Consider the following 23,374-nt stretch of genomic DNA (forward strand, 5'->3'; position numbering starts at 1 on the left):
TTTCCAAATCAACAACATATCATAAAATCGAACTATGAAAAACTACAAAATTATTTTATTTGTATTACTTACCATGCTGGGTAACTACGCTACAGCTCAGACAGAAGTAAAAAAGCCGGCAGAAGCTTTTGAATTATTTTTTGGCGCTTTTGTAAATAACGATGATGCTTCAATTGGTAAGCTTAATGATTATTTAAGACCTACGGTAGAAGGGCAGGATGCTTATCAGGTTAACTTTAAAGAAACCTCTGAAGAAATGATTAAGACGACTGCAGAAAACTTCCTGACAGCTTTCCCTAAAACAGTAGCCTCAACCTGTAAAAAAGAAGCTGAAGATTACTTTAGAGTGATGTTTGACAACTTCAGAAAAGGAAAACTTACCGTTAAAAATGTGAAAGTGGTTGCTAATGAATATGTTAAAGACCAAAAGATTGCTCAGTTAAGCTATAATGTAAGCTTTAAAGTTCCTTCAAAATTAGCACCGGAGCCTGCAGAAAATCCACAAAAAGTAAAAGCGGAAGATTTGAAAAAATATCTGGTTCAGGCTGTTCAGGATTTTAAAAATGCAGATAAAACGGTAAGCATCGATCAGGAGTTCAGTTTATATGAGCTTAAAGAAAACAATAAAATATATTACTGGAACGGTAGTCCGGATGAGATTGTTACCAATCTTACCGATTTCTATTTTGACAGTTTCGGATCAAAAGAATAATGATCAAGAATGTATTGAAGAGTAAAAGGCCCTGTTTTTCGGGGCTTTTTTTATTTCGCCTACTTTACGTATTTTTGAGAAAACCGTTCACTATGAATTTTAAACCTTTATTATTAACTGCTGGAGTTCTGTTTTCAGCATCTTTTTATTCTCAAAAAATGAATTATCCTAAAGCATTAAAGGGAAGCCAGACTGATACCTATTTTGGGAGTGCTGTAGCTGATCCTTTCAGAGATTTGGAAAATGATTCGGCACCTACCAAAAAATGGGTGGATGAAGAAGTAGCTTACAGTCAGAATTATCTTTCAAAAATTCCATTCAGAGATAAAATTAAAGATCAACTGAGAGAGATCTGGAATTATGAAAAAATTTCAGCCCCTTTCAAAGAAGGAGATTATACATATTATTCTAAAAACGATGGTTTACAGGCACAGTCTGTTTTGTACAGAACAAATAATAAAACCAAAGCAACAGAAGTATTTTTAGATCCTAATAAATTTTCAGAAAAAGGAACAACTTCACTTTCTAACTTGTCATTCAACAAAAAAGGAAACCTTGCAGCCTATTCTATCTCTGAAGGAGGAAGTGACTGGAACAAGATTATTATCATTGATGCGGTCACTAAAAAGCAGATTGATGACACCCTTCTGGATGTGAAATTCAGTGGTATTTCGTGGCAGGGAGACGAAGGTTTCTATTATTCAAGCTATGATAAACCAAAAGAAGGAACGGTGCTTTCTGGGATGACGGATAAACATAAGGTGTATTTTCATAAATTGGGAACCAGGCAGTCTGAAGATAAGCTGATTTTCGGTGGCGAGAAAACCCCAAGAAGATACCTGGGAGCAAGTGTTTCTGAAGATCAGAGATTTCTGATTATTTCTGCAGCCAACGCAACCAATGGAAATGAGTTGTATATCAAGGATTTAAAGAATGGAAGAGACTTTGTACAAATTACAAAAGGATTTGATATTAATGCCAGTATTGTAGATACGCAAGGTGACGATCTTTTTATATTCACGGATAAAGATGCTCCGAATATGCGTCTTGTGAAAACCTCCATAAAAAACCCGGCTCCTGAAACATGGAAAGATGTGATTCCACAAACGGAAAATGTATTGGGGATTACCCAGGGAGGAGGATACTTCTTTGCTACGTATATGATTGATGCCATTGATCAGGTAAAACAATTTGATAAGACAGGAAAATTAATCAGGGAAATAGCACTTCCAGGAAAAGGTAATATTTCCGGTTTTGGAGGAAAAGAAAAGGAAAAAGAGGTATATTATTCATTCAGTAATTATATCACACCGGGAACCACTTATAAATTTAATGTAGATTCCGGTAAATCTGACGTATACCAAAAGCCGAAAGTGAAGTTTAATCCTGAGGATTATGTTTCTGAACAGGTATTCTATACTTCTAAAGATGGTACAAAGGTTCCTATGATGATTAATTATAAAAAAGGAACTAAGCTTGATGGTAAAACCCCTACTATTCTATATTCTTATGGAGGTTTCAATATCAGCTTACAGCCTTCTTTCTCTGTAGTGAATGCCATCTGGATGGAAAATGGCGGTATTTATGCCGTTCCAAATATCCGAGGCGGGGGTGAATATGGGAAAAAATGGCATGATGCCGGAACCAAAATGCAGAAAAAAAACGTTTTCGAAGACTTTATTGCTGCCGGAGAATACCTGCAAAGTAAAGGTTATACTTCAAAAGAATATATGGCTCTTTCAGGAAGATCAAACGGAGGACTATTGGTAGGTGCTACCATGACTATCCGCCCGGATTTAGCAAAAGTAGCATTCCCGGGAGTAGGCGTTTTGGATATGTTGAGGTATAATAAATTTACTGCCGGTGCCGGTTGGGCCTATGACTATGGTACAGCAGAAGACAATAAAGAGATGTTTGAATATCTTAAATCATATTCTCCGGTTCATAACGTAAAAGCGGGTACTTGCTATCCTTCTACCATGATTATTACAAGTGATCATGATGACAGGGTAGTTCCGGCACACTCATTCAAATTTGGAGCAGAGCTTCAGGATAAGCAGGCTTGTAAAAATCCAATTTTACTGAGAATAGAAAAAAATGCAGGACATGGAGCAGGAAGATCTACAGAACAAGTAATTGCTGAAAATGCAGATCTTATATCGTTTGCTTTGTATGAGATGGGAATTAAGAAATAATACATAAATAATAAAAAATAACAAAAACGGCTGATTTTATTAAAATTAGTCGTTTTTTTTCGATGTTACCTTAGTTGTAATTAGTATTTTTACGATGGATATTTAAAGTTTACTAATTTTTATTCAATTAAGTAATTATGAAAAAAAGAATTTTACTAGTTTGTGCACTAGCGGCTGGGCTGTCCAGTTTTAATGCACAGAGGTGGACGCCTGCATCGCAAAGAACGTCCGAAATCAGAAAAGAAGTAGAAGTTCAGCATTCTTATAGACTAGATTTACAGTCTCTTAGGAATGTTTTAAAAGATGCTGTAGAAACAGGAAAAGGAGCTCAGGCAGTGATTGTTTCTCTTCCTACAGCAGAAGGGAAAATTGAAAGATTTGCTGTATACAGTGATCCTGTAATGGAGAAGTCTCTGGCAGACAGATACCAGTTAGGGTCTTATATGGGAGTGGGGGTAGACGATCCGTCTAAATATTTAAGATTTAGTACCTCCCCTACAGAAATGCAGTCTATGATCATTAAAGATGGAAAATTCCAGTTTATTGAGCCTATTACTTCAGACAAACAAACATATGGTGTTTTCTATAAAACAAAGAGAACGGAAGGAGAACATGGGTTTGAATGTACAACAGAAGAGAAAAGCATTAAAGATATAAAATCATTAGAAGCTTACGGAAAAAAAAACCTTTCTAATGTAAATGTTGGGATTACCAATAGGCCTGCAAGTACAAAATTCAGAACGTATAGATTGGCTCTTTCCGCATCAGGAGAGTATACCCAATATTTTATGAACCAGGCAGGGGTGCCCGCTACTGCTACAGATGCTGAAAAAAGAGCTCCTGCACTCGTAGCGATGAATAATACAATGACCCGTGTAAACGGAATTTTTCAGAAAGATTTTGGTATTAAAGCTTTGATCCAGGACCTTCCTAATATCATATATATTGATCCTGCTTCAGACCCTTATACAGGAAATTTAAATTTACAACTTCAGCAGACATTAACGGCACAAGTTGGAAATGCAAATTATGATATGGGGCACGTATTCAATGCGGCAGGAGGTAACGGTAATGCGGGAGGTATAGGAACCACATGTACTAATCCTGCAACTGCAACTTCTTTAGCAAAAGGTTCTGCTTTTACACAGAATACAACTCCAACTGGAGATGCTTTTGATATAGATTATGTAGCTCATGAAATGGGACACCAGTTAGGAGCAAACCATACATTCTCACACAACTCAGAAGGATCGGGAGTAAATATAGAACCAGGTGGTGGTACTACCATCATGGGATATGCCGGAATTACAGGAGATAATGTACAGAACTTTACGGATGCCTATTTCCATTATTCCTCTGTGAACCAGGTGTTAAACAAGCTGGATAGCAAGACAACATGCGGGGTATGGCAGGATATAACAACCAATACAGCTCCGGTAATTTCACCTCTTACTGCTTATAGTATTCCTAAAGGTACTGCTTATTATCTGGATGCTGCAGCTACAGATGCTGACCCTATTAAATATACGTGGGAACAGTATGATAGTGTTGATCGCAATCATTCAATATCTGGAGATACGGGTTGGGGATATAACGCTCAGGGAGCATTGACAAGATCTTATTTTGGAACAGCAAGTGGAAGAAGATATTTTCCTAGCCTTCCTATAGTGATGTCAGGAAATCTAACAGATAAAGCGAAATGGGAAAGTGTTTCTTATATTCCAAGACTACTTAAATATGCTGTGACTGTTAGGGATGAAAATGCTACCCCAATGTTAGTGTCTGCTGAAACTACGGTAGATGTTAAAGCGGATGGTCCTTTCAAATTTAAAGGTCTTACTGAAGCTACAGTATTATACAATAATGCTGCTAATACAATTTCATGGGATGTAGTGAATACTAACTCTGCACCGTACAACGTAGCTAACGTAAAAATAGAATATACAACGGATCTTGTAAACGGATCTTCATGGACAGAGCTTGTAGCTTCTACTCCTAATACAGGAAGTTATACTGGCCAAATCCCTTCTGGTGTTACGGGTCCTATTAAATTAAAAATTTCTGCAATTGGAAATATATTCTATGCAGTATCTCCAAAAGTTACCATTGGTACTGCTCCAACTTCAACTACAGATGCGCCAACCGGAGTATCTGCCATCGCTGCGGATATATTGAAAAACACTGCTGTTGTAGGCTGGAATAGTGTTCCTGGTGCTACCTATTCTATTAATTATAGAAAAGCAGGAGTTACCAACTGGACAAATACTACGAGCCCTACTAATTCTGTATTGCTAAGCGCTCTTGAAGATGAAACTAATTATGAAGTACAGGTGGCTGCCGTAGTAAATTCTGTCCCAGGAACATTTTCTTCTAACTATACCTTTAAAACTAAAGGATTAAGAACAGGAGCTGATTATTGCTTAATGAGCACTGGTGGAAATAGTTTTGCAAGCTTTACACTTAACAGTGGTTTGGCTAAATTAAACGTAGCTAATTTAGCTTACTTAGATGCAACCTATAAGAGTATCTTCAGAACTTATTTAGATTTCAGTGAAGATGCTACCAAAGTGATTAATCTTACCCAGGGAACACAATATACATTGTCTTACATTGATATAGGTAACGAGATCGGAGATGCAAGTTATCCTGATATTGTAGAGGTATGGATAGACTACAACAGAAATGGTGTTTTCGAAAGTACAGAGAAAATTGGATCTAAAAGTGGTACTCCTGATGCGAATTCTCTGCATGCAGGAACAATAACATTTACTGTCCCTGGTGATACCTATTCAGGAGATAAAACTTTAAGAATGAGAGTAGCAAGTACTTCTTTTGTTGATGCAGGTGGACCATGTGGTAGCCCGTCTTACATGGAAGGAGGACAAATCTATTCAGCTGGTTCATTTAAAGATTTCCCGGTTAAAATTGCAGGTAACCTGGCAGTAGGTGAAGTAAACAATACAAAAACATCTGAAGTATCTATCTATCCTAACCCTGCTGATACCTTTGTAGAAGTGAAAAACCTTAAAGGTAAAGCGGATTACAAAATCTATTCTGCGGACGGTAGATTGGTTCAGGAAGGTAAGATTGAAGGAAGAATCAACGTTGCTTCATTAATCAAAGGAATGTATGTAGTGACAATCAAAGACGAGAAAAATACGTACAATACGAAGCTTATCAAAAAATAAACAAAACGTATATCAACATAGACCGGGCATTTGTCCGGTCTTTTTTTTGTGGCTAAGTTTTAGATCAATAGAATGTTAACAGAAGTTTTGTGTTTCATTCAAAAAAATTAACTTTACGCAGACAAAAATTATTGGAATGCGAAAGACAATTTCTGTGAAAAAGCCGGATTTTAATGTATTGCCTCAGGAAAGAGAAATATACAATTTTGAAAAAGACGGATTGGAGCTTAAGTCATCTTATGAAAAAAAAGATGTAAAAGATGAATCTTTAACACAGACTTCTCCGGGAATTGAACCTTTTCTGAGAGGCCCGTATTCCACGATGTACGTTCAGAAACCATGGACAGTCCGACAATATGCAGGATTTTCCACAGCAGAAGAATCCAATGCATTTTACAGAAGAAACCTGGCTGCGGGGCAAAAAGGACTGTCGGTTGCTTTTGACCTTGCCACCCACAGAGGATATGATTCCGATCATGCAAGAGTAGTAGGTGATGTAGGAAAAGCAGGAGTTGCCATAGACTCTGTGGAAGATATGAAAATCCTCTTCAACGAAATTCCTTTGGATCAGATCTCTGTTTCCATGACGATGAATGGGGCGGTGCTTCCTATTCTGTCTTTTTATATCGTTGCAGCAGAAGAACAGGGTGTAAAACAGGAACTCCTTTCAGGAACTATTCAGAATGATATCCTGAAAGAATTTATGGTGAGAAATACCTATATCTACCCGCCGGCACCTTCCATGAAGATTATTGCTGATATCTTTGAATATACTTCACAAAATATACCCAAATTTAACTCGATATCCATTTCGGGATACCACATGCAGGAAGCCGGGGCTACTCCGGTACTGGAAATGGCATATACCCTTGCAGACGGTTTAGAATATGTAAGAACGGGGATTAAGGCCGGCATGAATGTAGATGATTTTGCACCACGATTGTCATTTTTCTGGGCAATCGGGATGAATCATTTTATGGAAATTGCTAAAATGAGAGCTGCAAGGTATATCTGGGCTACGCTTTTAAAGCAGTTTAATCCTCAGAATCCAAAATCTTTAGCCTTAAGAACCCATTCACAAACTTCCGGATGGTCTCTGACGGAGCAGGAACCTTTTAACAATATTACAAGAACAGCTATTGAAGCATTGTCTTCAGCGTTAGGGGGAACACAGTCCCTGCATACCAATGCATTGGATGAGGCTATTGCTTTGCCTACAGACTATTCAGCGAAAATTGCCAGAAATACACAGATCATCCTTCAGCAGGAAAGTGGAATTTGTGATGTGGTAGATCCTATGGGAGGAAGTAATCTTGTAGAAAGCCTTACTCAGCAGATGATAGAAGAAGCGATGAGGTATATTGATGAGGTAGAGCAGGAAGGAGGAATGACTAAGGCCATTGAAGCCGGAATTCCCAAAATGAGAATTGAAGAGGCTGCTGCAAAAAAACAGGCTAAGATTGATAGTGGGGAAGAATTCATTATTGGTGTCAATTCATTCAAATCCTCATTGAAACAGGATGGAATAGAGATTCTGGATATTGATAACACAGAAGTTCGCAGAAAGCAGATCGAAAGATTGAATACCATCAAAGCAGAAAGAAACGCTGAAAATGTTGGACAGATTTTAAATGATATCCGTGAAAGCGCTAAAACAGGCAAAGGAAACCTATTGGCTTTGTGCATCGAAGCGGCAAAAAGAAGAGTTACTCTTGGCGAAATGAGTGATGCCATGGAGGAAACCTTCGGAAGATATAAAGCAAATATTAAAACAATCTCTGGTGTATATGCTATGAATGCCGGTAAAAACGAATATTTTGAAAAAGCCCTTGCCCTTACTCAGAAATTTGAAGAAGAAGAAGGCCGCCGTCCGAGAATTATGGTAGCCAAAATGGGCCAGGATGGGCACGATAGAGGAGCAAAAGTAGTAGCTACAGCATTTGCAGACATGGGGTTTGACGTTGATGTTGCTCCATTGTTCCAGACTCCGGAAGAAGTGGCAAAACAAGCCATTGAAAACGATATTCATATTCTGGGTGTATCTTCACTGGCTGCGGGACACAAAACATTGGTGCCACAGGTTGTAGAAGAGCTTTCGAAATTGGGAGCAGATGATATTACCATTGTGGTAGGAGGCGTTATTCCACAGCAGGATTATGAGTTTCTTTATGCCAATGGAGCCGATTTTATTTTCGGGCCAGGAACCAACCTTCCTAAATGTGCTGTGGAAATCTTAGAAAAATTTTTAAATTAACATTTTTTATAGAATAAGTGCACAACTTTTGTATAGTTTAAGTGAAAAATTTCATTATGGCTTATACAGTAGTTTCAGTATTTCCGGTGACTGTAGATACAGAGGAAATTAAAAAGAATTTAAAAGAAAAAGGTTTTGATGAAGCAAATATTATTGTTTCAAAATCTAAGGTAGAAAGTGGATTGTCTGCTGATCATTATCAGGAGGACGAACAAACAAAAGGATTTTTTGAATACGTTTTTGCCCACGATGCAGAAATGCTCGAGGCCTACCGCAAACACAGTATTGGCAGAAGCAATGTTATTGTGTATGCGGATAACCTTCAGCAGGCTAAGGTGGCTAAAACTGTTTTAAATGAAAATGGCGCGTTGGAAGTTTACCGTAAACCGTCAGAAGCCCGGGACACCATTCCTGAAGGCATGTCGGAAGAGGAATATAACGGGATCATTGCCAAAGCAAGACACAATATTTATTTCCTGGGGTCAGAAAGAGTCTACCATTCCAATGAAGTTAAAGGAATGGAGGATGAGATGGACAGCTTAGGATCAAAAGATTAATCTCCCTATAAAGGAAAACCTGGATATAAAATATTCAGGCTTTTTTATTAAAAAAATTGAATATTCAGAAAAATTAATATATTTGCACCTGAAAATCAAGTTTAACCATTAAAAAAACAACGAAGCAATGTTCAGAACAAAACAGAATTCTACACTTGGATTGCCACTTATCGTGGTAAGGCTTCGCGGTTTGGTATACTCATAGAATAACAGTACAATGAAATATCAGAACCCGAAGTCGTAAAGATTTCGGGTTTTTTATTGCGCAATATTTCAAACTCACGTTTCCCCGAAATCTTTTCAGTGTCATTAAGGACAGAATGAAAGAATCTCTATGATTCAGATTCATGATGTTTATTATCATAAAATCATTCAACTAAAATTTAAGTTGAAAAAACAGATACAGTACAAGTCATCATCTTTGATTTTGTATCAGATATCTGATGTCTTAAAATGGAAAATGATAACCTTCTGTTTTCTCGCCTTAGAAGCGCCAGAAGCACGAAAAGAACAGTTAGAAAAGATATAATAAAGCAGATAAGAAAAAAGTATAAACGTAGTGAAGAGCTTTGGAGTATAAAAATAAATATTCCATGGATTCCTCTAGAGAATCCTTATCAAAGAGGATTTATAAGATTCTTTGTCGTTAGGGAGGATGTAATGAGATCCAAAGACGGAGAGCTTTTTGAAGGAATTTTGAAGAAAATCAATACCTCTATGTTTTCCGATAGCCGGCAGTTTCTTAAGAAGAAGAGAAAATTCGGTAAAAGAATATATGTAGAAAAAGAGCAGAAGCTTAAACGTGTTTCTTCCTGGTCCTGGAATGATCCAAAATTTGGACTCACTGTACAAGAGCGGCAATATTTTCTGAAATACGAAGAATATTGTCCCTATCGGAAATGCAACGAAGTGTACTACGAATTTATCGAGCCATGGAGGTTTATCTTAAGAGTAAGACCCCATATGATTACCCACTATAAGCCTATAGACTTTGAACTGGAAAAAGAATATGCGGAGTTGGAATCTTATGTAAAGCATCATAAAATTGCCGGAATTGTCCAGAAAACAATCTATGGCAAATCAAATTCATGGAGAACGAAAAAAGAAGACTTACATCTTATCAAAAGCAGGAGATATATTGCCTGCAGAATGTCTGCAACAGAGATTGCAGAAAGCTTTATGGACGATATAGGTCCTACTATTATTTAAAACAAAAACAATGGGAAATTTAAAACTAAAAGGAAAAGATATATTAAAACTGGGCTATCCAAATAATCAAAGTGTCAATGTGGTTTTGGAAGTCATGAAAAGAAATTTTGCCGCCAAAAATATCCACCATGTGAAATCTCTTTTAAAGGAAATACTGGTACATCCGGAAAATTTTGAAAAAGATCTGACCTTTGGACAGATTGCAGAGAGCCTGCTTTCATCCAAAAAAACAGAAAAAAGAGTGCTGAATGCCCAGCGCGCTTCTTTTCAGATCTTCGGGAGCAATATTTCGGAAGAAGCAAAAAGCCAGCTGTATACTGCTTTAAAACTGCCGGTATCAGTTCAGGGAGCTTTAATGCCCGATGCACACAGTGGCTATGGCCTTCCGATCGGGGGAGTTCTTGCGGTAGAAAACGCAGTAATTCCTTATGGAGTTGGGATGGATATCGGCTGTAGGATGAGCCTTAGTATTTTGGATACACCGGTGTCATATCTTAACGGAGCACGAGATAAATATGAGAAAGCTCTTGCAGAACACACAAAATTTGGGATGTATGAAACCCATAAATCCCATATAGACCACGAAATCTTTGATAGAGATACCTTTGATCATATTTCAATTCTTAGAAGGTTAAAGGGTAAAGCCATTAAACAAATGGGATCCTCAGGGGGAGGAAATCATTTCGTGGAATTTGGAGAAGTGGAAATTACAGCGGAGGATGAACAGATCGGATTGCCAAAAGGAAAATATCTGGGAATTCTCTCTCATAGTGGCTCCAGAGGGTTAGGGGCAGAGATTGCCCAGTATTATTCAAGAGTGGCTGTGGAACAGTGTCCGCTGCCAAAAGAAGCCCAGCAATTTGCCTGGCTGGACCTTAGTACCCATCTTGGATTAGAATACTGGACCGCCATGAATCTCGCAGGAGACTACGCCTCGGCCTGTCATGATGATATTCACCGGAGATTGGTGAAAGCTGTAGGCGGAAGAGTAAAAGCCAGAATTGAAAACCATCACAACTTTGCCTGGAAGGAAATTCATCATGGTAAAGAAATGATTGTTCACAGAAAAGGGGCAACTCCAGCCAATGAAAATGAACTGGGAATGATTCCCGGGTCTATGACGGCAAAAGGATTTATTGTTCGTGGAAAAGGAAATCCGGATGCCCTGAATTCTGCATCACACGGGGCAGGAAGAGCCCACTCCAGAGGAGCATGCAGAAGTCTTTTCACCCAGAATGACATTAAAAAGGAACTGAAACTGAAGAATGTTACCTTAATGGGTGGTAATGCTGAAGAAGCACCAATGGCTTATAAAGACATCAATGAGGTGATGAACGCACAAAGTGAACTGGTGGATATTTTAGGAACATTCCAACCAAGAATCGTAAGAATGGACCGATAATTAAGCTTATGGTTTATTGCTGACAGTTGAGAAAACTTGACTGTTAGCTGTAAACCAACAGCTTTCAATAAATAAACAATGGAAAAATTAATACAAATAACTTCAGGAAGAGGACCTTTAGAATGCCAGTGGGTAGTTGCTAAAGTATTGAAAATCTTTCTTGAAGAAATAAAGCAACATACAATAGACTATGAAATTATTCATCGTGAAAACGGTGATGAAAACCTGACCCTAAAATCGGTAACCCTGCTCTTAAAAGGAAAAGAAATTAATAATTTTTTGAAAGGCTGGTTAGGAAGTATCTGCTGGATGGGGAAAAGTACATTCAGAAAACTGCATAAAAGAAGCAATTGGTTTATTGGAATTTTTGAACTGGAAAACCTTGGAAAAATTGACTTCAATGAAAAAGATATCCAGTTTCAGACAACAAGAAGCCAGGGAAGTGGCGGTCAGAATGTAAACAAAGTGAATACAGCTGTTCGTGCTACCCATATGCCGACAGGACAAGCCGTATTTGTACAGGATTCACGTTCACAGCTGGAAAATAAAAAACGGTCAGTCCTTAGGTTAAAAGAAAAGGTAATGGGAGTGTATATTCAGGAGCTGGAAAGAAGAGTACAGGAGACATGGACTCAGCATCTTCAGGTACAGCGCGGAAATCCTGTCCGCACATTTTCCGGGACAGACTTTAAGAAAAATTATAAGGATACCTCTTTCAAAAAAGAAAGAAATACTCTAAAAAATGAACTGAAAAATTATAAAAATGACCTTAACTAAAAGTAAATATTATTTTGAAGCGTTAGACTATTTTCCATACAATCTTTCTGAATGTATGGAAGCTCTGAACTATGCGCTTAGAAGTATGGTTGAAATGATAGAAGACAAAGAGAAATTTATTAAAAGTAAAATGCCTAAAACCAGATTGCCGGGAAAGGATGATTAACTTATAAACTCTTTACAATTAGAAGGATAAGCTTTCAGTAATAGAAATTGTTTTTAATATTGAAAGTTAATTTTATAATGCAAAATCTTTTGAATGGTTAAATAAAAAAACTAAAAGATTGGAAAACACACAATAAGTTTGCATTTTTGATTTTTTAATAATGTTTTTTAGTTTTTTGTGCTTATGTTATTTAGATTTGATATTTTAAAAACAAAAACATGAATAAAAAACTATTTTTGATGCCAATTTCAATGGCGGTGTTTTTTGCTTTTGGCAGTATACATGCTCAAAATTCTACAAAACAAATTCAGGACTACTATCAAAAAAGTGGGCAATTGGCACAAAAAAACTCCAGTCAGGAGAAGATTGGAGTCATTATACTCAATGAAGATGTTTCCGAAAGTTTAAGGGCCAATATTGTAAATGTACAACAAACCTATAATGGGCTGAGGATTTATAATGCTTTGGGGAAAGTTATCATTAAAGAAGGTAAAATTATCTCTGAAAAAAATGATTTCAGCAGAAATCTGGTTGTAGCTAAACAGGGTAAAGTACAGGAGAGGTTCAGAGAAGAAGCTCTACAGCAGAAGCTTGGATTAGAGAAGATTTCCAAAGTAGATTATCTGGCCGATGTATACTTTGAAAAAAACAATGTATACATCCTTTCAAAAGAACTATTTGTTTCGGATAAGAATTCTCCGAATGTCTGGCATGTGATCGCTGATGCCAGTACCGGTGAAATACTGAGTAAAAATAATATGACACTCAGTTGCGATTTTGAAGATAATTCTAATATACATCAAAAATCTGATGAGAGATTAAATCTTTTGGAGCACTTACCAGCAGATGTTGAAGAAAATACGCCTGCAACAGCCAATTTGCTGCTGCCCACTGATGCTTCTTACAATATTTTTCCGCTTCCGGTAGAAGCTCCCACATTTGGTGCCCGTGCGGTTGTTAACAATCCCTGGAACTTGACGGCATCTCCTGAAGGATGGCACTCCGATGGAGTAAACAGTTACACCAACACCAGAGGTAATAATGTGTATGCTTATTCCGACCAGGATAATGCTGATGTTCCGGGATATTCTCCCGATGGAGGAAGTGGACTGAATTTCAATTTTCCTTTTGCAGATGGCAGATATGATAATCCTTTTATTTACAGAGACGCAGCCATCACCAATTTATTTTATGTGAATAATAAGATGCACGACACATTCTATAAATTTGGATTTACAGAAGCAGCAAGAAACTATCAAACCAATAACTTTGGCAAAGGTGGGATACAGAATGATGCAGTAAATGCAGAAGCTTTTGATGGAAGTGGACTTAATAATGCGAATTTCTATCCAGGATATGAAACTGTCATTGGAGGACAAACTTATCTCGATGCGCCGGTTATGCAAATGTACCTTTGGGATAGGAAGCAAACAGCGGCAGATCCTATTTCAAGATATCAATATAATTCACCTGCAAATATTGCAAGCCGCCCTAAAGTACTGACAGAAGGGGCTGCATTTGGTTCACTTTTATTTGGTGGACAATCTGTGACAGGCGACCTGGCTGTTTCTATACCTGCCAATGCATGCACAACAGTTGCTGCAGGAAGTATGGCCGGAAAAATAGGTGTTGTAACTGCAGCAGGGTGTGGTTTTTCTTTGAAAACAAAAAATTTACAAAATGCAGGGGCAGTAGGGGTTATTCAGTATCATCCATCAAGCGATACGCCGATAGGAATGGGAATAGCAACACCCGATAATACGATTACCATTCCTTCTATTATGGTAGGAAAAACTGAAGGGCAATATCTTGTTAGTCAAATTACAGCCGGGACAGCAATCAATGCTACCTTAAATTTTGATTATAGTGGTTTTAAACATTCGAGCTTGGATAATGGAATTGTTGCTCATGAGTATGGACATGGTATTTCAAATAGATTAACAGGGCAAGGATATAGTTGTCTAAATTCTGCTGAACAGATGGGGGAAGGATGGTCTGATTATTTTGCTTTAATGCTTACGACAAGACCGGGGGATACGTCTGCTCTGGCAAGATCAATAGGTACGTATAGCAGCGGACAGGATGCTGCAGGGACCGGAATCAGATTAGCGAAATATTCTCCTGATTTTTCTATAAATAATTATACTTATGGAAGGACTAATACTGTTTCGGGGTCACATGCAATAGGATTTATCTGGGCAACAATGCTTTGGGATCTTACATGGAAATATATTGAAAAGTATGGGTATAACAGTGATGTGATGGTTAGCCCCACCTCTGGGAATGCAAAGGCTTTACAGATTGTAGTAGATGCTCTTAAACTTCAGGCATGTAACCCTTCATTTGTTGATGGTAGAGATGCCATTCTGCAGGCTGATGTAGTAGGAAATGCAGGAGCCGATAAGTGCATGATCTGGAATGCGTTTGCCAAAAGAGGACTCGGGGTAAATGCTTCTGCCGGAAGTAATACTCTGGCCAATGACCAAGTAGAAGACTTTACGGTTCCTGCGGAATGCAACACTGCTTTGGCGACTCAGGAAACTAAAGCAGCAGATAACAAACTGATTATATTCCCTAATCCGACTTATGATGAGTTCTTTGTAGGAAATATAGATAAGTCATCTAAAGAAGTTAAGATTAAAATGTTTGACATGTCCGGAAAACTGGTATTTTCCGATTCCAGAGAATCTGCATCGAAAAAAGCTGTTTCTACAAAAGGCCTCCAGAAAGGGATATATATGGTTTATATTCAGCAGGGAGATAAATCTCAGACTGAAAAACTTATTGTAAGATAAAAGTTATCTTTCCAGAATAATAAAAAAGGCCGTTTCATCACAAGTGGAGTTGGCCTTTTTATCTTTTCTTAACCTTCAATCTGAGAATAGTTGTTTTCAACTCCCTTATTGAATTAAGTGACAATTCATTTTTTATTTACGGAAATCAGATAATCATACACCATTTGATGCTGGTCATCATTCAGTTTAGCTTTCGGAGCCATCCTGCTTAAGGTTTTTATCCATCCCTCATTGTCGTGCTTTGTCGGTTCAGGTAACTGATGACACTTTGCACAGGAGTTTTCAAAAATTGTTTTTCCTTGGGCCAGCTGTTCAGCTGAGGTATATTTAGGTCCCGTTACAGCCGTACTTTTAGGTCCGCAGGACATCAGAAGTGCCGAAGCTGCAATACCACTTAAAATCATTTTTTTCATAGCCATATTTTTGTTTGGTGATTATTTTTTCACAGAAATGATATAATCGTAAACCCATTGGTGTTGATCATCATTTAACTTTGCTTTTGGGGCCATAGAATTCATAATGCCTACCCATTGTACAGGATTGTGAGACGTGGGATCAGGTAATTTATGACATTTTGCACATGAATTTTCAAAAATCGTTTTCCCCTGGGCAATTTGTTCTGCTGTTGAGGTTGAAGATCCGGCAGTAGCCGTAGCCGCTTTTGGTGTACAAGAAGCCCATAAAATGGAAGTAAATGACGCCACAGCGATGAGTTTTTTCATATTTCTTTTTTTGATACATAACAAATGTAATAAATTCTCTAAGCCCCATGATAAGGCGTGTTGCTGTTTTAATTTAGAAGAAATAAAAATTAAAACAGACAGGAAATAGGTATTGATAAAATGATACCTCGTTTCTGCTTGATCATTGCCCATTAATTATTGGCTATTCCCATTTAATTAATTATTTTTGAACCAATGAAATTTTCTACAGAAGACTTAATAGAAGGAATACAATCAGGAAACAAACGCCTGATTGCAAAAGCTATTACCTTGGTTGAAAGTAAAAAGGCAGAACATAGAGTGCAGGCAGAAGAACTTCTGAAAAAGATAATGCCTCTTACAGGAAAGTCTGTTAGAGTAGGGGTTACAGGAGTGCCTGGTGCCGGGAAGTCTACTTTCATTGAAAATTTCGGGAGATTGGTTATCGCTGAGGGTAAAAAAGTTGCTGTCTTAGCCATTGATCCTAGTTCCTCTATTAACAAAGGAAGTATTTTGGGAGATAAAACAAGGATGGAAGAGCTTGCAAAAGAAGAAAATGCTTTCATCCGTCCTTCCCCAAGTTCTGGATTCTTAGGAGGAGTTGCCAATACAACTTTTGAAACGATGATGATCTGCGAAGCTGCAGGTTACGATTACATACTGATTGAAACTGTTGGAGTAGGACAATCTGAAGTATTGGTTGCAGATATTACAGATGTTTTTCTGTTTCTTAAAATTATCGGCGGAGGAGATGAGCTTCAGGGAATAAAACGAGGGATCATGGAAATGGTAGATCTTATCTTTATTAATAAAGTAGATCAGGATAATTTTCAGAAAGCCAAAAATACCAGATTAGAATTAAAAAGAGCTTTGGATTTTATTCCTCCTAAAGAAAAGGATTGGAAAATCCCTGTTTTGCTGGGGTCTGCTCTGCATAACGAAGGATTAAAAGAAATATACGATACCATTACTGAATTTATTGATCTGAAGAAAAAAAGTGGACGGTTTGAAGAAATCCGCATCCTTCAGGCTGAAAAACGATTCGAATATTGGGTTCAGGAATATATTTTAGCTCTGATGAAAAAGAATGAGGCTATGGAAGAAGCTTATACTATGCACAAAAAAAATGCTTCAGAGATGGTTTCAAGTCCAAGCACTGAAGCAAAGTTATTTGTAGAAATGTTTTTATCTAAAGATAAATAAAGACTAGTTTTCCTTATCTTTTTTTATCTCAGTTTTTCCAATATATCCATCGTAGGTAATCGGCTGTCTGTCATTGCTTCCTATAGAAACAAATGCTTTGCCATTTTTAAAGATCTCAATATTGATTTCGTTAACATTACTTACGTCATTAGGCTTGATCTTTAGCACCCATTTTCCTTTTTTAGTTTGTGATTTCTTTACGGTAAAATCTTTTGAAGTAAACCGGTAACTATTCTGATCGGGATTTCCGTAATTAGGGCTAAATGCTCTTCCAAAATAAGGAAGAACGACTACCATATTATTTTTACTGAGATCAATCGTGTAATCCCCATTCAGATTTAGCATTCTTGTAGCTGTAGAATTCGGCATTGAATTCATAATGTTGATCACATCATAGTTTGTAGCATTTGCCCTTTGTGCATAGAATGTAAACTCCTGTGAATCTACTAAAGTTTCTACTGTTTTTGGATCTGCTGAACCTTGAGAAGCACAGTTCTGAAAAAAGAACAACAGTCCAAAAGCAAATAAGAAAGAAATAAACTTTTTCATGATCGAATTAAATTATTAATTTTAAATAGCAAAATGTATGCAAATATATTTTTTTCATACTGTTTTGGAATAAAAATTGTTAAGGTTGAATTATTAACACTCAAACTATGAAAGTTACACATCTATTTGGAATAGGAGCTATTGCTCTGTCGGCTGTTGCCTGTACCACGAACCCGATTACCGGGAGATCATCGTTACAGTTGGCCAACAACTCGGAAATTTTAACAATGTCTGCACAGGAATACAGAACGACATTGTCTAAAGGTAAAGTGATTACCGGTACGGCAGATGCAAAGAAAGTAGCCAATGTTGGAAGTAGAATTAAAAACGCAGCGGAGAGATATTACCAGAGCATTGGAAGATCAGCAGATCTTGCCAACTATAACTGGGAATTTAATCTTTTGCAGAGTAGTGAGTTGAATGCATGGTGTATGCCAGGAGGTAAAGTAGCTGTTTATACAGGGATTTTGCCGGTAACGAAAGATGATAACGGACTTGCTGTAGTAATGGGGCACGAAGTTTCCCACGCATTGGCGGGACACGGAAATGAAAGAATTTCTCAGGCTATGGTAGCTCAATACGGAGGCGCTATTTTAGGAGGAACAATTTCCAATGCACAATGGGCAGGTGTTTTCGAAAAGGTATATCCTATCGGATCTCAGGTTGCTTTATTGAAATACGGAAGAGGGCAGGAGTCTGAAGCCGATGAAATGGGGCTTTACCTGATGTCTATGGCAGGGTATGATCCGAGAGCTGCTATCCCATTCTGGAATAGAATGGAAGCCTCAGCTTCAGGAAACAGACAGCCGGAATTCCTATCTACACACCCGAATCCGGAAACCAGAATTTCAGATATTAATAAGGATCTTCCTAAAGCTTTAGAGTATTATAAGGCTGCAGGAGGGAAAATATAATCATATAGAATTTTAATCTTGAGTAAGCCTTATTAAATTTTTAGTAAATTTGGTAAGGCTTTTTTAATTAACCACCTAAACACAATATTATGAAGAGTTTATCAATTACCGGACTTATACTTTTAGCTGTTTCCGCATTACTTTTTTATTTAACTACTGATTTTGCCGTAGAGCAGATTAAAATTTCCCACATTATGGGGGTAATGGCAGGGGTTGGAATAGGATTGATCATTGGAGGGATGGTAGGCTACCTAAGTAAAGGAAGTGCTATAAAGGCAGAGCAAAAGAAAAAAGAATTCAAGCAGTTGCAAAAGGATAAAGAAGACCTTGAAAAGCAGGCTGCTGAGATTGCTAAAAGACAGGCTGAGCTTGAAGAAAGTCAAAATAAAAATCCTCAAATATAAAATTTGAGGATTTACAAGTTGTTATTTTCGATAGTTGATTAAAATTTATACCCTAAACCTACCATAAATAAGTTAGGTCTGTTGTCATATCTGATTTCAGATCCTGAAACCTTATTGATGAAATTTCTTTCATCCTTACTGAATGCTCCTTCATATCTTGCATTGACAATCAGTTTTTTGATTTCAAGCTGTGCTCCAAACTGGTATCCTACTGTAAAATCATTTTTGGAATTTTCTTTGAAGTCATTATAAGTATTATCCTTGCTCAAATTGAAACTTCCTACCGGACCTACAAATACCCCCAGCATATTTCCTAAAAGATTATAACCTAAAAGAACCGGAACGTCTACACGGTTGCTTTTTACGTCAAAAGTTGTGTTCTCTGTGGTGAACTCATTTTTGAAGTGCGTATAATAGATTTCAGGCATTACAAATAATGAAGTAGGCAGACCTACTTTTAGGGAAAGTCCCACATTGAAACCTACATTATTTTTTCCTGTTCCTTCAATAGCATCATTCACCGTTCCTTTGATGTTTGACCATGAAGGAGAGCCTGTAGGAAATATTAAATTGGCTTTACCAGCCAGTGAAATCTGTGCTGAAGCCCACATTGAAAACCCTATTAATGCTATACTAAGTACCTTTTTCATTATCGTCTATTTTTGTATTTGTATTTTCAATTGTTTTATTATTTTCAAGCAGATATTCTCGCAGCTCTTTAAACAGTTCTGAAGAATAAACGAAATCGATCAGATTTTTATTGCCTGCAGTGATCAGGATATCTTTATTTCCTTCCCACTCTTTGATCCCTAATCTCAGGTATACAATTTTCTCGCCAATCGTCATTACAGAGTTCATATCGTGTGTATTGATGATGGTTGTTGTATTATATTCCTTGGTGATTTCATAGAGAAGATCATCAATGATCTTGGAAGTATATGGATCTAACCCCGAATTGGGTTCGTCACAGAATAAATATTTGGGATTGTTGACAATAGCTCTTGCAATGGCTACCCTTTTCTGCATTCCCCCTGAAATTTCAGATGGATATTTTTTATCAGCTTTATCAAGATGAACCCTGCCTATTACCTCAAAAACCCTTTTCTTTTTCTCTCTATACGTAAGATTGGTAAACATATCCAATGGAAACATAATATTCTCTTCTACAGTTAAAGAATCAAATAAGGCACTTCCCTGGAATACCGTTCCAATTTCAGAACGGAGATGTTGTTTTTCATCTCTTGTCATGGTATTGACATTCCTTCCGTCAAATAAGATTTCCCCGGATGACGGCATATAAACATTCAACAGACTTTTAAGAAAAACTGTTTTCCCGGAGCCACTTTGCCCAATGATTAAGTTTACCTTTCCTTTATCAAATGACGTTGAAATTCCCTTAAGTACTTCAACATCTCCAAAACTTTTCTTAAGATCTTTTACCTCAATCATTAGCTTAATATTAATTGGGTTAAAATTAATTCCGAAATGATAATAAATACCATTGTCCATACCACAGCCTGTGTGCTGGCTCTACCTACTTCCAGAGATCCACCTTTCACATTATATCCGAAGTAAGAAGGAACGGTAGCAATGATGAAAGCAAAAACTATGGTTTTGCTAAATGCATAGTATATAAAGAGATTAGGCATATACATTTGAATTCCGATAATATAGTCGTTTTCTGTCCAGTTTCCTGTTAAGATCCCTGCAATATATCCTCCGCCAATACCAAATACGATACTGATGGCGATAAGAAGGGGGTTAAAAAGCATACAGGCAATAATTTTAGGAAGAATTAAAAAATTAGGTGAATTAACTCCCATAATGTCCAACGCATCAATTTGCTCGGAAACCCTCATTGTCCCAATACTGGAGGCGATATAAGAACCTACCTTGCCTGCCAGAATTAAACTGATAATAGTAGGTGCAAACTCTAAAACAAGTACTGCCTTTGTGGCATACCCTACAAAGGATGGAGGAATAGGGAACGAAGATGCATCGAAGTTGTTGAACATCTGAATGGCAACTACTGCCCCTACGAATATAGAAGTGAAGATCACAAGGCCAAAAGAATTGACCCCTAAATCATTAATTTCTCTCATGAACAGCTTCCAGAAAACCTTCATTTTCTGAGGTTTCTGCAAGGATTTACCCAGTAGAATCATGTATTCGCCTACTGCTGTGAAAAACTTTTTTAACATAGCGCTAAATTAGACTTTTTTATTGAATTGGGCTAAGGTTGATACCAAGACTGGAGCCCGGATAAGTGTTAAAATTAAAACTTTTTTATTATGCTGTAAGCCTTATTTTGCATTTTTGTCACCACCTATAACCAATAATACAGTTTTTAAAATAATAACCATATCCAATACGAAACTCCAGTTTCTGACATAGAATGCATCTGCCAGAACCCGCTTTTTCATTTCTACTTCCACATCTCCGAAATCACCCCGCAGACCGCTTACCTGCGCAAGACCTGTAATTCCCGGATTCACCATACTTCTTAAGCTGTATCTTCCGATTTTTGGTTTATAATAATTATCTACAGCCAGCATATGAGGACGTGGACCCACCACAGACATTTCTCCCTTCAATACATTAATGAACTGTGGAAGCTCATCCAGACTGGTTTTTCTCAGAAACTTACCGATTTTAGTGATTCTCGAATCATTTTCCCGGGTCGTGCGGGTAGCAGATTCGTCATTAGGAACCATAGTCCTGAACTTTAAACAATTAAAGACTTCTTCATGGAAGCCATATCTTTTCTGTATAAAGAAAACCGGCCCCTTAGAAGTGGCTTTTATTAAAATAGCAATAATAGGAAATGCCCAGGAGCAGAATAAACCTAGTATAATTATGGAAAAAGCAATATCAAAGGTTCTTTTCACCAGGAAATTAGAGTAATAATCTAATGGATATCTTGCCTGGTTAAGAACGGGCTGGGTCTGGATATATCCGAGATCATAAAGAAAAAAGTCACTTTGTGTTATACTCGGAATCAATGAGATATGTACCTTATGGTCTTCTGCCAGTTTGAAAATTTTTGTCTCCGTATTTTCGTTAAATGAATTTTCTGTAGATAAAAATAAGGTATGTATTCCATTTTTTTTCCAGAAACTAACGAGTTCATCTGTATTTATATCTGCATATTCATATTCAAATATCCGGTATCCATAATCTTTTCTGGCCTCAAATATATTTTTTAGAATGCCTGTAGAATCGTTGTTTCCAAGAAACATTACATTTCTATAGTTGATCCCCAGTGAACGGAAATATTTAATGGTAAAATAAATGATCGATTTTGCCAGAAAAATAAAAGCCAAAAGGTAAAACGAAAGCCAGTAAATGTCTGAATTGAAAAAAACATTTTTACTTACTTTCCCAATAAGCAGAACCCCCAGTATAAAAAAAAGGAAATGGATGAAAAGCCGTTCAAGGAAAAGGGTATAGGTCAGATTCCTTGGAATATTGTAAATTTTTGTCCTACCGCTTAAAAGCACCCAGAACAAAAATAACAAAATCAGAGAAAAAATATTCTGATACCAGGTTTCCTTATGGTATTTTAAACTTTCGTTTCTGCTTATAAAAAAAAATATAAAAATAGATGCAATAACCATAAGGTCAAGCAAAATAATAATCGATTTCAGGTATCTAGAGTATCGAATTCTCTGCATCTAATGATTTTAACAGAATGGCTAGCTAATTTACGTATTTTTACGGAATATTCAGGTATTTATGGGTCTGAACAGAGGCCTGCCATTCCGGGTGCTCCAGAATGAAATCTGTAATTTTAGGATACATATCATTTCTCTTGCTCCATTCGCTTTGAAGGTATAGCCTACACTGGTCAGAAACTTTTGCAGCCTGTTCTTCAGCAAATTTAAAGTCGTTGTTATTGAAAATGATGACTTTAAGCTCATGAGCCTTTTGATAAATTTCTTCTTTTGGGAGCCCTGTTTTCTTTGGAGAAAGAGTAATCCAATCCAAATGTCCGCTCATAGGATATGCTCCTGAAGTTTCAATATGAATGGTACATCCTAATTCCTTTAGTTTGGAGGTAAGGATCTCCAAGTTCCACATTAGGGGTTCTCCTCCCGTAAGAACAACTGTCTTGCAGTGTTTAGCCGCTGTTTCTGCAATCTCTGTGGCATTCATCAGAGGATGAAGCTCAGGATCCCAGCTTTCTTTTACATCACACCAGTGGCATCCTACGTCACAGCCTCCCAACCTGATAAAATAGGCGGCTTTCCCAGTATGGGCACCTTCGCCCTGTAAAGTGTAAAAATGCTCCATTACAGGGAGCATTTTACCTTCTTTTAATAAAATATCTTCTTCTTTATTCATTTTT

The 23,374-nt window shown here is 37.3% G+C and carries 21 protein-coding genes; 13 read left to right on the top strand and 8 right to left on the bottom strand.

Annotation, left to right across the window (positions count from 1 at the left end):
• Positions 1–34: 34 nt before the first annotated feature.
• From MP478_RS14250 to MP478_RS14295, 10 genes are all read left to right on the top strand, one after another.
• Entirely contained in the window at positions 35–712 is a 678-nt protein-coding gene (locus MP478_RS14250; RefSeq protein WP_257200811.1) for a hypothetical protein, read from the top strand.
• Positions 713–804: 92 nt separating this feature from the next.
• On the top strand, positions 805–2,907 hold the full coding sequence (locus MP478_RS14255) for a prolyl oligopeptidase family protein (protein WP_373691713.1): 2,103 nt from the start codon (positions 805–807) through the stop codon (positions 2,905–2,907).
• Positions 2,908–3,044: 137 nt separating this feature from the next.
• Positions 3,045–6,095: a reprolysin-like metallopeptidase gene (locus MP478_RS14260; RefSeq protein ID WP_257189638.1), complete on the top strand. Its 3,051-nt coding sequence runs from the start codon at positions 3,045–3,047 to the stop codon at positions 6,093–6,095.
• Positions 6,096–6,231: 136 nt separating this feature from the next.
• Positions 6,232–8,349 (top strand): methylmalonyl-CoA mutase, encoded by a 2,118-nt coding sequence (gene scpA / locus MP478_RS14265; protein WP_257200813.1) that lies wholly within the window; start codon positions 6,232–6,234, stop codon positions 8,347–8,349.
• A gap of 56 nt (positions 8,350–8,405) precedes the next feature.
• Positions 8,406–8,906, top strand: coding sequence for a hypothetical protein (locus MP478_RS14270; RefSeq protein WP_257200814.1), 501 nt, complete (start codon positions 8,406–8,408; stop codon positions 8,904–8,906).
• Positions 8,907–9,359: 453 nt separating this feature from the next.
• Positions 9,360–10,115: a hypothetical protein gene (locus tag MP478_RS14275; RefSeq protein WP_257200815.1), complete on the top strand. Its 756-nt coding sequence runs from the start codon at positions 9,360–9,362 to the stop codon at positions 10,113–10,115.
• Positions 10,116–10,125: 10 nt separating this feature from the next.
• Positions 10,126–11,517 (top strand): RtcB family protein, encoded by a 1,392-nt coding sequence (locus MP478_RS14280; RefSeq protein WP_257200816.1) that lies wholly within the window; start codon positions 10,126–10,128, stop codon positions 11,515–11,517.
• 78 nt (positions 11,518–11,595) lie between these two features.
• Positions 11,596–12,294: a peptide chain release factor H gene (gene prfH / locus MP478_RS14285; protein WP_257200817.1), complete on the top strand. Its 699-nt coding sequence runs from the start codon at positions 11,596–11,598 to the stop codon at positions 12,292–12,294.
• Positions 12,281–12,460 carry a hypothetical protein gene (locus tag MP478_RS14290; RefSeq protein ID WP_257189645.1) on the top strand — a complete coding sequence of 60 codons (180 nt, stop codon included), beginning with the start codon at positions 12,281–12,283 and terminating at the stop codon, positions 12,458–12,460. The genes prfH and MP478_RS14290 overlap by 14 nt, the downstream gene beginning before the upstream one ends.
• A gap of 218 nt (positions 12,461–12,678) precedes the next feature.
• Positions 12,679–15,255: a T9SS-dependent M36 family metallopeptidase gene (locus MP478_RS14295; RefSeq protein WP_257200818.1), complete on the top strand. Its 2,577-nt coding sequence runs from the start codon at positions 12,679–12,681 to the stop codon at positions 15,253–15,255.
• Between the two features lie 125 nt (positions 15,256–15,380).
• On the opposite strand, the gene MP478_RS14300 is transcribed toward MP478_RS14295, so the two are convergent.
• Complete coding sequence (locus tag MP478_RS14300) at positions 15,381–15,668, bottom strand: c-type cytochrome (protein WP_230032717.1); 288 nt, start codon at positions 15,666–15,668, stop codon at positions 15,381–15,383.
• Between the two features lie 21 nt (positions 15,669–15,689).
• Positions 15,690–15,977: a cytochrome c gene (locus MP478_RS14305; protein ID WP_257189647.1), complete on the bottom strand. Its 288-nt coding sequence runs from the start codon at positions 15,975–15,977 to the stop codon at positions 15,690–15,692.
• A 195-nt stretch (positions 15,978–16,172) separates the two neighbouring features.
• Between MP478_RS14305 and meaB the strand changes: the two genes are divergently transcribed.
• Positions 16,173–17,159 carry a methylmalonyl Co-A mutase-associated GTPase MeaB gene (gene meaB, locus MP478_RS14310; RefSeq protein WP_257200819.1) on the top strand — a complete coding sequence of 329 codons (987 nt, stop codon included), beginning with the start codon at positions 16,173–16,175 and terminating at the stop codon, positions 17,157–17,159.
• Positions 17,160–17,162: 3 nt separating this feature from the next.
• On the opposite strand, the gene MP478_RS14315 is transcribed toward meaB, so the two are convergent.
• On the bottom strand, positions 17,163–17,708 hold the full coding sequence (locus MP478_RS14315) for a DUF4251 domain-containing protein (protein ID WP_230032713.1): 546 nt from the start codon (positions 17,706–17,708) through the stop codon (positions 17,163–17,165).
• A gap of 107 nt (positions 17,709–17,815) precedes the next feature.
• On the opposite strand from MP478_RS14315, the gene MP478_RS14320 reads away from it, so the two are divergent.
• Positions 17,816–18,622 (top strand): M48 family metallopeptidase, encoded by an 807-nt coding sequence (locus MP478_RS14320; protein ID WP_230032711.1) that lies wholly within the window; start codon positions 17,816–17,818, stop codon positions 18,620–18,622.
• Between the two features lie 89 nt (positions 18,623–18,711).
• Positions 18,712–19,026, top strand: coding sequence for a hypothetical protein (locus MP478_RS14325; protein WP_257189649.1), 315 nt, complete (start codon positions 18,712–18,714; stop codon positions 19,024–19,026).
• Positions 19,027–19,064: 38 nt separating this feature from the next.
• Here MP478_RS14325 and MP478_RS14330 read toward each other — a convergent pair whose 3' ends face one another.
• The 5 genes from MP478_RS14330 to MP478_RS14350 all read right to left on the bottom strand — a co-directional run bounded on the left by MP478_RS14330 (position 19,065) and on the right by MP478_RS14350 (position 23,370).
• Complete coding sequence (locus tag MP478_RS14330; RefSeq protein ID WP_257189651.1) at positions 19,065–19,676, bottom strand: porin family protein; 612 nt, start codon at positions 19,674–19,676, stop codon at positions 19,065–19,067.
• Positions 19,660–20,475, bottom strand: coding sequence for an ABC transporter ATP-binding protein (locus MP478_RS14335; protein ID WP_084087006.1), 816 nt, complete (start codon positions 20,473–20,475; stop codon positions 19,660–19,662). The genes MP478_RS14330 and MP478_RS14335 overlap by 17 nt, the downstream gene beginning before the upstream one ends.
• On the bottom strand, positions 20,475–21,227 hold the full coding sequence (locus tag MP478_RS14340; RefSeq protein WP_230032705.1) for an ABC transporter permease: 753 nt from the start codon (positions 21,225–21,227) through the stop codon (positions 20,475–20,477). The genes MP478_RS14335 and MP478_RS14340 overlap by 1 nt, the downstream gene beginning before the upstream one ends.
• A 102-nt stretch (positions 21,228–21,329) precedes the next feature.
• The gene (locus tag MP478_RS14345) at positions 21,330–22,700 is read right to left on the bottom strand and encodes an exopolysaccharide biosynthesis polyprenyl glycosylphosphotransferase (RefSeq protein WP_230032703.1); all 1,371 of its coding nucleotides are present in this window, start codon (positions 22,698–22,700) and stop codon (positions 21,330–21,332) included.
• A gap of 40 nt (positions 22,701–22,740) precedes the next feature.
• Positions 22,741–23,370, bottom strand: a complete 630-nt coding sequence (locus MP478_RS14350; RefSeq protein ID WP_230032681.1) for a 7-carboxy-7-deazaguanine synthase QueE — start codon at positions 23,368–23,370, stop codon at positions 22,741–22,743.
• Between the last annotated feature and the right edge of the window lie 4 nt (positions 23,371–23,374).

It is taken from the genome of Chryseobacterium sp. WG14, assembly GCF_024586945.1.
In the GTDB taxonomy this organism is placed as follows: domain Bacteria; phylum Bacteroidota; class Bacteroidia; order Flavobacteriales; family Weeksellaceae; genus Chryseobacterium.

Excerpts from the sequence above, each read along its gene's own strand:
- MP478_RS14350 (WP_230032681.1), bottom strand. The coding sequence starts at position 23,370 with ATGAATAAAGAAGAAGATATTTTATTAAAAGAAGGTAAAATGCTCCCT.
- prfH (WP_257200817.1), top strand. The coding sequence starts at position 11,596 with ATGGAAAAATTAATACAAATAACTTCAGGAAGAGGACCTTTAGAATGC.
- MP478_RS14325 (WP_257189649.1), top strand. The coding sequence starts at position 18,712 with ATGAAGAGTTTATCAATTACCGGACTTATACTTTTAGCTGTTTCCGCA.
- meaB (WP_257200819.1), top strand. The coding sequence starts at position 16,173 with ATGAAATTTTCTACAGAAGACTTAATAGAAGGAATACAATCAGGAAAC.
- MP478_RS14345 (WP_230032703.1), bottom strand. The coding sequence starts at position 22,700 with ATGCAGAGAATTCGATACTCTAGATACCTGAAATCGATTATTATTTTG.
- MP478_RS14330 (WP_257189651.1), bottom strand. The coding sequence starts at position 19,676 with ATGAAAAAGGTACTTAGTATAGCATTAATAGGGTTTTCAATGTGGGCT.
- MP478_RS14315 (WP_230032713.1), bottom strand. The coding sequence starts at position 17,708 with ATGAAAAAGTTTATTTCTTTCTTATTTGCTTTTGGACTGTTGTTCTTT.
- MP478_RS14255 (WP_373691713.1), top strand. The coding sequence starts at position 805 with ATGAATTTTAAACCTTTATTATTAACTGCTGGAGTTCTGTTTTCAGCA.
- MP478_RS14340 (WP_230032705.1), bottom strand. The coding sequence starts at position 21,227 with ATGTTAAAAAAGTTTTTCACAGCAGTAGGCGAATACATGATTCTACTG.
- MP478_RS14290 (WP_257189645.1), top strand. The coding sequence starts at position 12,281 with ATGACCTTAACTAAAAGTAAATATTATTTTGAAGCGTTAGACTATTTT.
- MP478_RS14275 (WP_257200815.1), top strand. The coding sequence starts at position 9,360 with ATGGAAAATGATAACCTTCTGTTTTCTCGCCTTAGAAGCGCCAGAAGC.
- scpA (WP_257200813.1), top strand. The coding sequence starts at position 6,232 with ATGCGAAAGACAATTTCTGTGAAAAAGCCGGATTTTAATGTATTGCCT.
- MP478_RS14260 (WP_257189638.1), top strand. The coding sequence starts at position 3,045 with ATGAAAAAAAGAATTTTACTAGTTTGTGCACTAGCGGCTGGGCTGTCC.
- MP478_RS14300 (WP_230032717.1), bottom strand. The coding sequence starts at position 15,668 with ATGAAAAAAATGATTTTAAGTGGTATTGCAGCTTCGGCACTTCTGATG.
- MP478_RS14320 (WP_230032711.1), top strand. The coding sequence starts at position 17,816 with ATGAAAGTTACACATCTATTTGGAATAGGAGCTATTGCTCTGTCGGCT.
- MP478_RS14270 (WP_257200814.1), top strand. The coding sequence starts at position 8,406 with ATGGCTTATACAGTAGTTTCAGTATTTCCGGTGACTGTAGATACAGAG.
- MP478_RS14295 (WP_257200818.1), top strand. The coding sequence starts at position 12,679 with ATGAATAAAAAACTATTTTTGATGCCAATTTCAATGGCGGTGTTTTTT.
- MP478_RS14305 (WP_257189647.1), bottom strand. The coding sequence starts at position 15,977 with ATGAAAAAACTCATCGCTGTGGCGTCATTTACTTCCATTTTATGGGCT.
- MP478_RS14250 (WP_257200811.1), top strand. The coding sequence starts at position 35 with ATGAAAAACTACAAAATTATTTTATTTGTATTACTTACCATGCTGGGT.
- MP478_RS14335 (WP_084087006.1), bottom strand. The coding sequence starts at position 20,475 with ATGATTGAGGTAAAAGATCTTAAGAAAAGTTTTGGAGATGTTGAAGTA.
- MP478_RS14280 (WP_257200816.1), top strand. The coding sequence starts at position 10,126 with ATGGGAAATTTAAAACTAAAAGGAAAAGATATATTAAAACTGGGCTAT.